General features: G+C 59.9%; 11 protein-coding genes. 6 read left to right on the top strand and 5 right to left on the bottom strand.

What is annotated here, in order from left to right; translation table 11 throughout:
- The first annotated feature begins 11 nt into the window (after window positions 1-11).
- The 4 genes from purH to DTQ13_RS02205 all read left to right on the top strand — a co-directional run bounded on the left by purH (window position 12) and on the right by DTQ13_RS02205 (window position 3365).
- Window positions 12-1601, top strand: a complete 1590-nt coding sequence (gene purH, locus DTQ13_RS02220; RefSeq protein WP_248461012.1) for a bifunctional phosphoribosylaminoimidazolecarboxamide formyltransferase/IMP cyclohydrolase — start codon at window positions 12-14, stop codon at window positions 1599-1601.
- Window positions 1602-1607: 6 nt separating this feature from the next.
- A complete protein-coding gene (locus DTQ13_RS02215) occupies window positions 1608-1997 on the top strand; it encodes a hypothetical protein (protein WP_081562697.1) in 390 nt (129 codons plus the stop codon).
- Window positions 1998-2005: 8 nt separating this feature from the next.
- On the top strand, window positions 2006-2764 hold the full coding sequence (locus tag DTQ13_RS02210; RefSeq protein WP_086431276.1) for an NAD kinase: 759 nt from the start codon (window positions 2006-2008) through the stop codon (window positions 2762-2764).
- Window positions 2765-2891: 127 nt separating this feature from the next.
- A complete protein-coding gene (locus tag DTQ13_RS02205) occupies window positions 2892-3365 on the top strand; it encodes a TM2 domain-containing protein (RefSeq protein WP_043558287.1) in 474 nt (157 codons plus the stop codon).
- A gap of 79 nt (window positions 3366-3444) precedes the next feature.
- Here DTQ13_RS02205 and DTQ13_RS02200 read toward each other — a convergent pair whose 3' ends face one another.
- From DTQ13_RS02200 to DTQ13_RS02180, 5 genes are all read right to left on the bottom strand, one after another.
- Window positions 3445-4392 carry a 2-hydroxyacid dehydrogenase gene (locus DTQ13_RS02200; RefSeq protein ID WP_248461005.1) on the bottom strand — a complete coding sequence of 316 codons (948 nt, stop codon included), beginning with the start codon at window positions 4390-4392 and terminating at the stop codon, window positions 3445-3447.
- Window positions 4393-4450: 58 nt separating this feature from the next.
- Window positions 4451-4942 (bottom strand): low molecular weight protein-tyrosine-phosphatase, encoded by a 492-nt coding sequence (locus tag DTQ13_RS02195; protein ID WP_156878812.1) that lies wholly within the window; start codon window positions 4940-4942, stop codon window positions 4451-4453.
- Entirely contained in the window at window positions 4939-5925 is a 987-nt protein-coding gene (locus DTQ13_RS02190; RefSeq protein WP_248461003.1) for an AEC family transporter, read from the bottom strand. The genes DTQ13_RS02195 and DTQ13_RS02190 overlap by 4 nt, the downstream gene beginning before the upstream one ends.
- 90 nt (window positions 5926-6015) lie before the next feature.
- On the bottom strand, window positions 6016-9846 hold the full coding sequence (locus DTQ13_RS02185; RefSeq protein ID WP_248461002.1) for a Hint domain-containing protein: 3831 nt from the start codon (window positions 9844-9846) through the stop codon (window positions 6016-6018).
- 64 nt (window positions 9847-9910) lie between these two features.
- On the bottom strand, window positions 9911-10474 hold the full coding sequence (locus DTQ13_RS02180) for a hypothetical protein (protein ID WP_248461000.1): 564 nt from the start codon (window positions 10472-10474) through the stop codon (window positions 9911-9913).
- Between the two features lie 542 nt (window positions 10475-11016).
- Here DTQ13_RS02180 and DTQ13_RS02175 point away from each other — a divergent pair.
- Both DTQ13_RS02175 and leuS read left to right on the top strand, forming a co-directional pair.
- Entirely contained in the window at window positions 11017-11556 is a 540-nt protein-coding gene (locus DTQ13_RS02175; protein ID WP_043558583.1) for a DUF3576 domain-containing protein, read from the top strand.
- Window positions 11557-11565: 9 nt separating this feature from the next.
- Entirely contained in the window at window positions 11566-14181 is a 2616-nt protein-coding gene (gene leuS, locus DTQ13_RS02170) for a leucine--tRNA ligase (RefSeq protein WP_248460997.1), read from the top strand.
- Window positions 14182-14191 lie beyond the last annotated feature (10 nt).

The raw sequence follows: 14191 nt of genomic DNA, 5'->3' as shown, positions 1-14191 counted from the left end.
ATGCCACAAGCATGACTGATACACGCTTTTCTCCCCGTCGTGCCCTTCTGTCCGTTTCCGACAAGACAGGGCTGGTTGATCTGGCCCGTGCCCTCGTGGCCCGGAATGTTGAAATCCTCTCCACGGGTGGATCGGCCCGCACGCTGCGTGAGGCTGGCCTGCCGGTAAAGGAAGTCTCCGAGCATACGGGCTTCCCCGAGATTCTGGATGGCCGGGTCAAGACGCTGGTACCGTGGATTCATGGCGGTATCCTTGGGCGGCGGGACAAGGAAGAGCATAAGGCGCAGATGCAGGAACATGGCATTGCGCCGATCGATCTGGTCTGCGTCAATCTGTATCCTTTTGCGGCCACGGTGGCATCCGGTGCGGATGCAGAGCAGTGCGTGGAGAATATCGATATTGGTGGTCCGGCCATGGTGCGGGCTGCCGCCAAGAATTTTGCCTCCGTGGCCATCCTGACAAGCCCGGCCCAGTATGCGGGCTTTCTGGCGGCTCTGGAGCAGGGCGGCACGACGCTGGCCGAACGCCGGGACTGGGCCGCTGCGGCCTACACCCATACGGCAGCCTATGATGGCATGATCTCCGCTTGGTTTACCCGCCAGGGTAATGAAGAGGGCAAGGTCGCCCTGCCGCCGGTCCTGACACTCTCCGGCCAGCGTGACGAGCTGCTGCGCTATGGTGAGAATCCCCATCAGGCAGCGGCCTTCTATCGGGATGGCAGTGCCCGGCCCGGTCTGGCCACGGCAAGGCAGATTCAGGGCAAGGCTCTGAGCTACAACAACCTGAATGACACGGATGCTGCCTTCGAGGCTGTGGCCGAGTTTGACGAGCCGACGGTGGTGATCGTCAAACATGCCAATCCGTGTGGTGTGGCTTCTGCCGCCACGCTGGTTGAGGCATGGAAGGCTGCGCTGCGCTGCGATCCGGTTTCAGCCTTTGGTGGAATCGTGGCCCTGAACCGCACGCTGGATGAGGCTACGGCGGAGCAGATCAGTGCGATCTTTACCGAGGTGATCGTGGCTCCTGATGCTGATGAGGGGGCGAAAACCATTCTGGCGAAGAAGAAGAACCTGCGCCTGCTGCTGACCGGTGGCGTGCCGGATGCACAGGCTCCGGGCCTGTCCTTCCGGTCCGTTTCTGGCGGGTTCCTTGCCCAGGGCCGGGATAACGGGCATGTCACGGAGGACATGCTGAAGGTCGTGACCAAACGCAAGCCGACAGCGCAGGAAATGGCGGATCTTCTCTTCTCCTTCCGTGTTGCCAAACATGTGAAATCCAACGCCGTGATCTATGTGAAGAATCAGGCTACGGTGGGTATCGGTGCCGGGCAGATGTCCCGTGTGGACAGTGCCCGGATCGCCGCCCGCAAGAGTGAGGATGCCGCGCATGCAGCCGGGGAGTCCGAGGCTCTGACAAAAGGGTCCGTTGCTGCTTCCGATGCGTTCTTCCCCTTTGCGGACGGGCTGGAGAGTGTGGTTGCCGCAGGGGCCACGGCTGTCATCCAGCCCGGCGGGTCCATCCGGGACCAGGAAGTGATTGACGCAGCCGATGCTGCCGGGATTGCCATGGTCTTCACGGGGATGCGCCACTTCAGACATTGAGGTTCCATGATGATCACCCGATTTTCTGCTCTTTTCGTCCTGATGGGGAGCCTGCTGGGCGGGCTTCCTGTGGTGGCTCAGGCAGCCGACTGCCAGTATGACGTGAAGCCCGTTCCGGTCTTCACCGGTACGGTCAGTCGCATTACGGGTGATGGGGTCCTGTTCGCTGATGGGCGGGATGTTGTCATGCCGGAATCCCTGCTGCCGTTCGTGCGTCTGGCCAATGAGGTGAAGGTGCACGGGCTGGTCAGCCTCGATGGGCGGAAAATCTGGGTACTGGCCCTGTACGACAAGGACAGGCTGGTCTGTCCTTCGGTCCTGGATGTCCGCAAAGGGGCCTACCCCGGTTCAGCTGCCTATGATGTGATCGAGCATCAGGGTGGCGGGTCTCCCTGAGTCGTTCCATGAACATTGCCTTTGTTGCTGCTTCCACCGAGGCTGCACAGGAAGCCTTGGAGCGTTTTACTGAGCGTTATGGCAATGTCCCGCTGGACCAGGCCGAGGTTCTGGTGTGTCTGGGGGGGGATGGCTTCATGCTGGAGACGCTGCTGCATATCTGTGGCAGTGATATTCCTGTCTTTGGCATGAATTATGGGACAATCGGTTTCCTCATGAACAGCCCGGCGGAGGATCACCTGCCCCAGCGGCTGGCTTATGCCCAGCATACGGAGATTGCTCCCCTGCACATGTGGGCCCGGACAAAGTCTGGCGAGCTGCATGAGGGTGTTGGTTTCAATGACGTGTTTCTGTATCGGGAGACCCGTCAGACGGTTCATATAGGCATTGAGATTGATGGCCGGGTGCGGATGCCCCGTCTGATCTGTGATGGCATCATTCTGGCTACGCCGGCTGGTTCAACAGCGTATAACCGGTCGGCCCATGGGCCCATCATTCCCCTGGGGGCGGAGCTGCTGTCTCTCACGCCCATTTCTCCGTTCCAGCCCCGGCACTGGCGGGGGGCTCTCCTGCCTGCAGGCGTGACAGTCCGTTTTACGCTTTATGACACGGACAAGCGTCCCGCTTCGGCTGTGGCCGGGCCTGAGGAGATCCGTGACGTGAGTGAGGTCATCGTCAGGCTGGACGATGAAAAGAAGGTGACGCTTCTTTTCGATCCTGATCACAGCCTGTCCGAACGGATCATTGCGGAACAGTTTGCTGAATAAATCATTACTTTTTAAATGCCAGTGGAGCAATTTTCTGTCTGGGGAGGAATTCTGACAGAAATGTTCCTTTATGTCTGATCGAATTCATTTTAATGTTTTGGCCAATCAGTAAAGATGGAGACATGAGATGCGCGGGACGATCCTGAACTACGATATACGCAATGGTGAGGGCATCATTAGCGGGAACGATGAAAAACGTTACTCTTTCAAGGGGGCCAGCTTCGGCTCTGAAGGTGCCTTCCTGAAGAATGGTGCAGTTGTCGATTTTGATGTGCAGGGTGATGAGGCCCTGTCCATTTTCATCGTGCCCGGGTCTGGCCAGACGCCAGCAGGAAATCTCTTTGAAGAGGTGGGTGGCAAGTCCAAAACGGCTGCCGGGATTCTGGCCCTCTTTCTGGGTGGGCTGGGCATCCACAAATTTTATCTGGGATACACCCGGGCAGGTCTGATCATGCTGCTGGTGTCGGTTCTGGGGTGTATTCTGGTGCTCCCTCCCGTCATCATCGGGTTGATCGCCTTCATCGAGGGAGTGATTTACCTGACAAAATCTGATGAAGATTTTTATCGGATCTATGTACAGAACCGTAAGGAATGGTTCTGAGCCTGCCTGCTCCAGCAGGGTGAATTTTACAGCCCGGGTACCCGTCTGACGGGGCCCGGGCTGTAATGTTTCGTAGGGGTCAGCAGGCTGGTGTAAGCAGGGGTTTCCCGCTGAAGTGAGCCAGCAGGTTGTCGATGATGTTCTGCCCCATGGCCAGCCGTGTCTCGATGGTGGCGGAGGCCTGATGGGGCTGGAGCACGACATTGTCCAGCGTGGAAAAAGCCGGATTGATGGTCGGTTCATTCTGGAAGACATCCAGCCCCGCCCCGGCGATCGTCCTGTCCTTCAGGGCGGCCAGCAGGGCTTCTTCGTCAATCACGCTGCCCCGGGCTGTGTTGATCAACACACCATCCTTGCCAAGTGCTGCCAGTATGTCGGCATTGACGATATGTTTTGTGGCAGTAGTGGCAGGAAGGGTAATGACGAGCACATCCGCCCATGCGGCCAGTTTTTCAAGGCTGGGTTCAAAAGTCAGAGGGCTGCCTTCACGGGGGTGGGGGTTGAAGTAGGCGACCTCCATGTTGCTGGCCTGTGCCCGCCGGGCTACGGCCTGACCGATGCGACCGAAACCGGCGATTCCCAGTTTCCGACCATTGAGAGAATGAGCCAGAGGGGGCAGTTTCCCAGCCGCCCAGCTGCCATTCAGCAGGAACTGCTCATTGCTTCTGAGATTCCGCTTCAGGGCCAGCAGGAGGAGCATGGCCATGTCGGCCACGTCATTGGTGGAAATGTCCGTGGTGACGGTAACCCGGATATGCCGCCTCTTGGCTTCTGCAAGGTCAATCCTGTCCAGCCCGACGCCGTTGACGGCGATGATCTCCAGATGTGGGAGGGCGGCCATGACCTCCGGTGCCACACCATAGGACCCGCCCGTGGCAATGGCCCGGATTTCCGGTGCGATTTTTTTTAGCTCATCCATGGTGCTGAAATGATGGATGACGAAATGTTCCCCCAGTGTTGCCAGTGTGGGTTCCGGGAGCGGTTCCAGCAGGAGAAGATGCTGCTGTGTCTTTGGTGTTGCCGTCATGATGCGCACTTTCAAGAGGTGGGGAGCAGGCGGGGATCAGGTCCAACCCGACCGCTGCCTAGCAGGTGGAAGGTCTGTCCAGAAAGCGGGCAGCCAGAGCCTTGCAGCCCGCTTCAACATCCCGCCACGTAGTTTCAAAGCCTTCTTCAGGACCGTAATAGGGGTCGACCACATCATCCCCCTGCCGACCGGAAACATGGTCCAGCAGAAGGCTGACATGGGCCTTGCTACCAGCAGGCTGAAGCTTTTTCAGGGCAGCAAGGTGGGACCGGTCCAGTGCGATGATATGGTCGAAGCGGTCAAAATCCACGGTCCTGACCTGGCGGGCCCGGAGCTGGTTGCCATCCAGACCATGGCGCCGTGCCGTGGCACGGGCACGGGGGTCAGGCCGGTCGCCTTCATGCCAGTTTCCCGTGCCAGCGGAATCAATGTCGACCATCAGGCCGCGCTGTTCCGCCTCCCGGCGCATGGCCAGCTCTGCCAGAGGAGAACGGCAGATATTGCCGGTGCAGACAAAAAGAAATGAAGGAAAGGAGGATGAATCTGTCATGCGTCTGTCAGCCATATGAAGAATGCCAGAGTCAATATGGAGTTGATCGTACCGAAAAAAAGGACCGAGGCGATTTCACGCTCCATCATGTGATAGCGCATGGCGAGAATGACATTCATGGCAGCGCTGGGCATGGCCATGGCGAGGACACCTTCCTGCAAGGTCAGAGAGGGAAGGTGCCAGACAAAAGCCAGCATGCAGACACCAAGAGGGATAAGGACATTTCGGCCCAGCACCATGAGTCCTACAGGCAGGCTGAAGCGGACCTGCCGGGCGCAGAGGACAACCCCGGAGGCAAACAGCGCCGTGCCGCCCGTGGCGTGTCCCAGCAGCTGGAGTGAACTTTTGAGGGGGAGGGGCAGGTGAATATTGGCCAGAACCATCAGGAAGGCCAGCATCGGCGCCCAGACGACGGGTTCCCGGCAGGAATGGAGCAGATGGCCCCCCAGCTCTCGTAGCGTGGTCTGCCATGTGGGGTTTGTTTCGTCATCCTGTTGCTGCCGCTGTTGGCGCTGCTGGTCGTGATTCATCAGGATCAGTGTCAGCGGAATCTGGCAGAGATTCATGATGAGCGAAGCGACGGAAATGGGAACGGCGCTGGTTGGGCCAAAGAGCTGCCCAAGAACAGGAATCCCGATGAAGGGAACAGAAGGGCCTGTCACGGTCATGGTGATCAGGGCTGCTTCTCCCTGTCGGCGTCCCAGCCCCCAGCGCAGGATGGCAAAGAGGACGATATACACGCCCAGCATGGCAACAAGGATCAGTCCAGCCAGCGGGCCCGCAGAGAGGATCCGCTCCCGTGGAGTGCTGAGAATGGAGGCCAAGAGGGCCAGCGGCAGGGCATAAAGCATGACAAGGCGGATGAGGACACCCGCCTGATGGGAATCAAAATCCCGCCGCCATGCTGCCAGATACCCCAGCCCGAGCGTGACCAGTATGGGCAGGATGGCTTCTATGATTGTCAGGAAAAGGCCTGTTGTCATGGGCTGCCATCAGTCCTGCGTTGGAAAGCGATGAAACAGCCTATGACGTTTTGGAGCCCGGGGAAACCATCCTGCTTCCCCGGGGTGTGGTCAGACCTGCCGGTAGGGGCCGCCAGCCTGTACTTCAATGCTGAGCATGTTCTGGCCAACACTGGCAGCGGGGGCATCATGCAGGAGAAGTTCTGCTTCACCCTGCGTCCAGCGATGGGGACCGGCTTCAATGACATCCCAGCCTTTCAGGTTCTTTTCTGTCAGATGGCGGGTGATGATGTGCTCCTTCTCGCCAACCCAGAGGGAGACCTGTCCGACCAGAATACCGAGCTCACGTCGGTCATCCACGTGTGGGCCGATACTTTCGGAGGGCCGGAATGTCCGGGAGCCCAGCGTGACCTGGCGGGCATGTGCCGGGAGGGCAAAGAGGTAGCGCCCGGCTTCATGCCGCTGAGGCCGGATGGTCCGCCCGTCTGGCAGACGGATATAGGGAGCAGGATCGGCTGTCATGCCGTCATGCGGCGCACCGTGCGACGTCCCGGCTTCGGCAATGCCGAGTTCAACGGCCCGTGCGGCAAATCTGTCATGCAGCGGCTTTACGAAAGTCTGGGAGACATCCAGCGGCGCAGCGGCGTGGTCGTCCCAGTTGAGCTGATGACGCTCTGCCAGCTTCAGGGTATCTTCCGAGGAATCGTCTTCCGGTTTGTACAGATCTTCTTCATCCGTATCCAGCCAGCTTTCCGTCAGGACACCATTGGCCCAGATGACAGAGTGCGGTTCCGTCTGCACGTGGTAATAATCGTATTCAACCTGACTGTGGTCATACCGGATGGACGTGCCGTTGACGAGCATACGGGCAGGGACAAAGCGGCCCTCAAAGTAGAAGCAGTGCTCTGGCGTGACGGAAAGGTCCTTGTTGGGCAGCCCCTCACCAAAGGCATCCTTGGCGATGAGAACAGACCAGCCAGCCATGTCTTCAGGTCTGGATGTGTTGACACGGGCGCGACGCTGGATGACAGCCGTGATGTCACGGGTCTCTTCCCGGCCATCTACAAAGACATTGATCTGTTCGCCCTTGCGCAGGCGCTCCACGGCTTTTTCGCCTTTGGGGGTGCGGATCATGCTGCCTGCCAGGAAGCATTTCTGATAGGCGATGATGGTGTTGCCCTGTCCATCGTCATTCAGAACGAATCCGGTGGCGTCATAATTGCCTTGGAGACCGACCGCCCAGGTCTGCCCATTTTCTGTAACTGTCAGAGTACCATTCCTGATGGTCACCTTCCCGGAATTGCTGTATTTCAGCCCATCGACCTTGATGCGGGCGTTATAGCCCATGGACGTGTTGAGAAGCACCGCCCCGGAGGCCACAGTCAGTAGTCCCCCCAGATTGTTGCTGCTGATGGCCCCGGAAGCCCCGATAATGGAGGCCCCGGAGAGGGTCCCGCCGGATTGGACCATGGTGTAGGAGGCGCCAGAATGCTGCCCCGTACCGGCATCGAAGGTGACAAGTGTCTGAAGAGCTGTCCCGCCGGAGGAAACAGCCAGTTCACTGTTGTTGGCGATGCGGGCCCCGCTGACCCAGCCGCCATTGGCTACCTCGACATGCTGGACGGAAGCTCCCGAGTTCAGAACGCCAGAGGCGCCACTCATGATGGTCAGGCGGCTGATGAAGGCCCCGGAGGTGACAGTTGCATTACCGGATGAGAGGAAGACGCTGTCGATCCGGGCGCCGGAACTGATGATGCTCGTAGCCCCATTGAGGGCAGAAAGAAGCGTGATCCCTGCTCCGCCCTGAGGGACGGTGAGATTGGCGCCATTGAGCGTGACATTGGAGACGGACGCCCCACTGGCGAGGGCGAGGGATGCCCCCGGGCCAGCGCTGAGCGTGTTGACCAGCACGCCAGAACCAATGCTGTTGACACCGCCTGTGACGTTGAACGTATTGATGGAGGCCCCGGCGGCGAGATTGTTGGTCCCTCCTGTGGCCGTGAAACTGTCGACAGTTCCGCCGGAGATGGTGCTCAGCCCGCTTGTAGCCGCAAGAGACGTGACAGATGCCCCGCCTGTAATGGTGTCGGTCCCACCGCTGCCGATCGTGAAGGTACCGACAGTACCTCCGTTGATGGTGGCTGTGGCTTTGCTGCCAACGTCAATCTCCGTGAAATTGTAGCCGGAGTCGACATAAAGGGCGGCACCAAATGTTACTGTGTCGAGCGGTGCTCCAACCCATGTCCCCATGGGCACGGAAGTGCTGATGCCTGAAACCTGCAACGGCGTGGTGGTATCCATCTTGCCGCCGGAGAGGAACGAGCCCGTCCCCCCGAGGAGGCTGAGAGTACCACCAACTGTCCCGCCAGAGCCGAGAATGACAGCCCCACCCAGCTGGACCGTGGCAGCAGAGAGAACCCCTCCGTTGCTGACAGCGATGGTCCCGCGGCTGGCCAGGCTGCTGTTGGGGTTGAACCCGGCAAGGGCCGTCCCGATGGTGGCACCGGAGCCCGAAAGGAGGGTTGTACCACTACCGGTAGCGTACACGACCTCGTTGAGGATTGTGGCCCCGGGAGTGATGAGGGTCGTGCCATTGTTGGTCACGACATAGTCCGCTGTTGCCCCGGAAGGGACAACGACGCTGGTATCGGGGCTGGCATTGATGGTCGCCCCGTTGGAAATGACGGCACCAGAGGCAATGGTCAGGGTACCACCGCTATTTACGACAGGATGGCTGACTGAAGCGCCACCATCAATCTGGATGGTGCCGCCATTGCTGGCAGAGAATTCGGAGCCGATGCCCCCGGATGTGACCTCAACATAACCCTGGCTGATGTCCACGTTGGAGGCATAGCCCCCTGAAGAAACAAAAATGGAACCGTTATTGCTGACAGTTCCTGTGCTGAGGATACCACCGGAACTGACAGTTTCCGTTCCCCCGGCGATGTTGGCAGAGAGGGAGGTTCCTCCACCGAGGATGGTCCCGACCGCCCCGGAGGAAAGGACGGAGCGGTACACGGTTCCGTCACTGCCGACCACCTCCGTGCCACCGGAGGTGATGGTGTCGTCATAGGAGGTCCCCAGCCCGTAACCGCCAGTCACGCTCTGATAGCCTGCATTCAGCCAGGTGACGTAGGTTCCGCCCGTGATGCGTATCTGCCCGCCACTGCTGATCGTGGCACCGGATGTGGTCCCACCGGAATTGAGAAGCGTCCCGCCCATGATGGTCGCTTTGGAGGAAAGACCATTGCTGACAACTGTCTGCAAAGCATCGTTACCGACAAAGATCTGGTTTTGTGAGAGCCCGTTGGAGAAAACAGACTGAGTGCCGAAGATGGTGCCTCCGGTTCCCGTTCCCCCATTACCAATTCCGTAGAGGCTGCCAGGATTGAATGTCCCGCCAACCATGAGGCCACCCGATCCGTTGACCTGGAAGCCTTTGACGATGAAGTCGGCGGCCCCACCGCCTACGAGCGCATATCCACCAGAGCCGACGCTGGGATTGATGGCCGTGCCGGGTCCGTTGACGTAAGGCGCATTCGGGTCGTTGGGGCGGAGACTGACGGCCCCTGCGAAGATGCCCCCTGACGAGCCGACAATGCCATTCAGAACGGTTCCCTGCCCCACAGCTTCGATGGACGCTCCGGAAAGGGCTGTGGCGCCCGAGAGGATACCGAATTTTCCGACGGCAGCCAGAGAGCCGCCGTTTACGGCGATACCGTTTTTCAGGGTATTCTGATAGACATAGGCGAGGGAGTTTGAGATGTTGTTTCCAAGACTACTGGTCCCGGCTACGTAAATATTGTTGAGGTTGCTCTGTGCCTGTGTGGTGCTGGTCGTGTTGCCGCCCAGGATAAAGGTCCAGTTCCTTTTTCCAGTAACCTGGTCGGTTCCGATGGCTTTCAGATTGTCGTAGCTTGAGTTGTAGGAGTAGGTGGCCATGGTGGATAGTGCCCCTCAGCGTCTGTTGGCGGCGGGTAGTATTAACTAAGTATAAATCATTCCTTTATGGAATGCTAGAAGAATCAGGGTTCTTTTCCGTAATCATGTGCAGTTGCCGGATAGTGCTGGCCGTCTCTCCTTCTTTGTAAAAACTGAAGAGAAGGACAACACCATCTCCCTCGGGTGATGAAAACACGACCCGGCTGGGCGCACCGTTGGTCAGGGCAATGGTGCGTATGTCTGTGGATAGTGACAGGCATGGGTGTACCTGTTCCATCTGCGGGGCGTGGGTATCAGGCCCTGTCTGCTCCAGAAACCTGTCTGGCAGGTAGGCCCGGCCAGCCGGGTCTGGGAAACCCGGTACGGTGGAGGGATCACAGTCAAACGATCCACCAAGAAAGGACAGGAGGGCATATTGCCCCTCAGGGAAGGAGATGGCGTATCGCCTGCCTTGTGGAATGTAGCCCAGTTCAGCCTGATAGCCATTGCGCCGGTACAGGGTAATGGCGACCATTCCGTCTCTCTGGCAGGTGGGCTGATGAAGGGGAACACGCATCAGGCCCGGGCCGGCAAGAGAGACAAACCATTCCTGGAAAGTCCGCAGGGCCTCGAGGTCTCTCTGGGTCATGGGGTTTTCCCTGCTGTCATTCCATCGGCAGTACGGTTGTTATCGGTGCTGCGTGGTGTCCGCGGGGGGATTCGAACCCTCGACCCCAGGATTCATGCCACTTCGGCTTTCGCCGCCGGAACCCGTACCAGGGCCGTTCGTGGTCTGGACTGTCTCTTCACCACAGGCTTATGCCTGCCATGGTGTCGCCCGTACAGTCTCTACACCTTCCTGCCCGTATGGGCAGGCTTGGCTCGGGATTGGCCTGGCCTGATGAGGGCGTTAGCGTTCCCCGAATTTGAGCGAATTCACCGGGCGGTTTGCCATCCCGGTGCCCAATTATCTTAGGAATCCTGTGCTCTATCCTGCTGAGCTACGCGGACACGCAACGCTTAGCTAGCGCTTTTTTTACGGTTTCGCAAGCCTGTCATCGTACCATGTCCCTTGGCCTGTGAGGGTGAACACGATATGAAGGACCTGTTCTGACAGTTGATGCTTCCACCCCTGCCATGCTGGAAGCCTTGTTCAAGACCGGCCCTGGCACGGCCTTTGCAGGTTTGCCCATGTTCCTTTCATCATCCCGCCCAGTATCCCGTTCTTCCATTCTCCGGTGCAGCCTGCGCCGCCCCATGGTACTGTCGCTGCTGGCGGTGATGGCTGTCGGGGGGCTGGCGGGCTGTGGTGGCAAGCCAAGGGATCCGTCCTCGCTGACGCTGCCCCGCAACCATCTGCTGGGTGTGGACCGTGGCGCACAGGGTGGTGATGACCAGCTCCGTGGTGGGGTGAATGCCTATCTCTGGCGGGGGGCGATCGATACGCTTTCTTTCATGCCCATGGCCTCTGCCGATGCCCAGGGGGGTGTCATCCTGACAGACTGGTACCAGCCCCCGGGGACGCAGGATGAGCGTTTCAAGATTGCGGCCTATGTGCTGGACCGTCGCCTGCGGTCGGATGCCATCCGGCTGAGCGTCTTCCGCCAGACACGCATCAATGGGGGAGAGTGGCAGGATACCCCGGCTGCTCCCAATACGGCGGCGGATATCACGGCCCGTATTCTGGAGAGGGCCCGGCAGCTGCGTGCCGAAAACGGCGGTGGGAAATAACATAATCCGATGAGTGACATGACAGCCAGCAACGTTTCTGACTCCTCCAGTTTCGACTTCCACGCCCGTGAGCCTCACTGGCAGGCCCGGTGGGCGGAGGCCGACATCTTCCATGTGCCGGACGTGCCCCCGGCCGACAGACCGAAATATTACGTGCTGGAGATGTTCCCCTATCCGTCTGGGCAGCTGCATGTCGGGCATGTGCGCAATTACACGCTGGGCGATGTGGTGGCCCGGTACAAGCGTGCCCGTGGCTATGCCGTGCTGCACCCCATGGGCTGGGATGCTTTCGGCCTGCCGGCAGAAAATGCCGCACGGGAGCGGGGCGTTCATCCGGGCAAATGGACCCTCCAGAACATCGCCACCATGCGGGGGACGCTCCAGCGGCTCGGTTTCTCGCTGGACTGGAAGCGTGAGATTGCGACCTGTCTGCCAGACTATTACGGCCAGCAGCAGAAGCTGTTCCTCGACATGCTGGCTGCCGGGCTGGTGGAACGACGTGATTCGTCCGTCAACTGGGACCCGGTGGACCAGACCGTGCTGGCCAACGAGCAGGTGGTTGATGGCCGTGGCTGGCGGTCCGGTGCGCTGGTGGAGAAGAAGACGCTCTCCCAGTGGTTCCTCAAGATCACTGATTTTGCCGAGCCTCTGCTGGAGGGGCTGAAGGAGCTGGACAAGTGGCCGGAGCGTGTCCGCACCATGCAGGAGCGCTGGATTGGCCGTTCCGAGGGGGCCCGGGTCCGTTTCAGCCTGCATAACCCGCCGCAGGGTTATGACGTGGATGAGGATTCCATCGAGGTCTTCACCACACGGCCTGACACGCTGTTCGGTCTGAGCTTCATCGGTATTGCGGCGGATCACCCGCTGGCCCGCAGGATTGCGGCGGACAACCCGGAAGCGCAGGGCTTCATTGAAGAATGTCAGCGTGTTGGCACGTCTGAAGAAGCCCTGAGCACGATGGAGAAGCGTGGTTTCGATACCGGGCTGCGTGTGGTGAATCCGCTGAACCCGGAACAGACGGCTCCGGTCTGGATCGCCAATTTCGTGCTGACGGAATATGGCACGGGTGCAGTGTTCGGTTGCCCTTGTGGCGACCAGCGTGATCTGGACTTTGCCCGCAAATATGGACTGGACGTTCCTTCCGTCCTGCTGCCTGCAGGGGAAGAGGAAGCCAGCTTCAGCGTCGGCAAGAAGGCCGTTACGGGTGAGGCCACGCTCTACAATTCCGGCTTCCTGAGCGGGAAGAGTACGAAAGAGGCCATCCGGGCTGCCATCGAGCGGGTGGAAGAGTTGGGTGTTGGCCGTGGCGTGACCAACTGGCGCCTGCGGGACTGGGGCATTTCCCGTCAGCGGTATTGGGGCTGCCCGATTCCCATCATTTATTGCGAGTCCTGCGGTGCTGTCCCTGTGCCGGAAGATCAGTTGCCGGTGACGCTGCCGGAGGATGTCACGTTTGACAGGCCGGGCAATCCGCTCGACCACCATCCGACATGGAAGCACGTCTCCTGCCCGAAATGCGGTGCAGCTGCACGGCGTGAGACCGATACCTGCGACACGTTCGTGGACAGCTCATGGTATTTCGCCCGTTTCACGGCACCAAAGGCCGCAACGCCAACTGATCGCAAGGCGGCTGATGGCTGGTTGGCCGTGGACCAGTATATCGGCGGTATCGAGCACGCCATCCTCCATCTGCTTTATGCCCGGTTCTTCACCCGGGCGATGAAGAAGACGGGACATCTGGATGTCAGCGAGCCATTTGCCGGGCTGTTCACGCAGGGCATGGTCACGCATGAGAGCTACCGGGATGGTACCCAGTGGCTGTACCCGGATGAGGTCGAGCAGCGTGGGGATCAGGTGGTCCGCAAGGACAACGGCAATCCCGTGACGGTCGGACGTTCGGAGAAGATGTCCAAGTCCAAGCGCAACACGGTGTCTCCAGTGGAGATCATTGAACGTTACGGTGCCGACACGGCCCGCTGGTTTGTCCTGTCCGACAGCCCGCCGGAGCGTGACATGGAATGGACAGCAGCTGGTGTGGCAGCGTCCGGGCGCTTCATGCAGCGTCTCTACCGGCAGGTTCAGACCGTTGCGGCAAGGGATGGAGCGGATGCCGCCCACGGGGCTGCCGGGGAGGAGCTGCGGCAGGTGACGCACCGCACCATTGCCGCCGTGACGGAGGCTCTGGAAGGGTTCACGCCGAATGTGGCCGTGGCCCGTTTGCATGAGCTGTCCTCTGCGCTGGGTGAGGCTGAGGGCCGGGATGGTGAGGGCCTGCCTGCCGCCCGCCGTGAGGCCGCCCATGTTCTGGCCATGCTGGTTTCTCCCATGATGCCGCATCTGGCCGAGGAGCTGATGCTGCTGCTGGAGCCGGAAGGCCCGATGGTGGTGGAGCGGAGCTGGCCGGAAGCGGATGGGAGCCTGCTGGCGGTGAAGAAGGTGACCATTGCCGTGCAGGTGCTGGGCAAGCTGCGTGGTACGATCACCTGCGCCCCTGATGAGGCGAAGGAGACTGTGCTGGCACAGGCCAGGGCCGAGCCGAATGTGGCGAAAGCGCTGGAAGGCAGACGGGTCGTCAAGGAGATCCATGTGCCGAACCGGATCGTCAATTTTGTGGTAGCGGGCTGAGCGGGAGAGG

This window comes from Parasaccharibacter sp. TMW 2.1888, from assembly GCF_023167265.1.
Classification (GTDB): domain Bacteria; phylum Pseudomonadota; class Alphaproteobacteria; order Acetobacterales; family Acetobacteraceae; genus Bombella; species Bombella apis.
The sequence above is the reverse complement of the archived record's forward strand: the minus strand, read 5'-3'. Positions and strand labels throughout refer to the sequence as shown.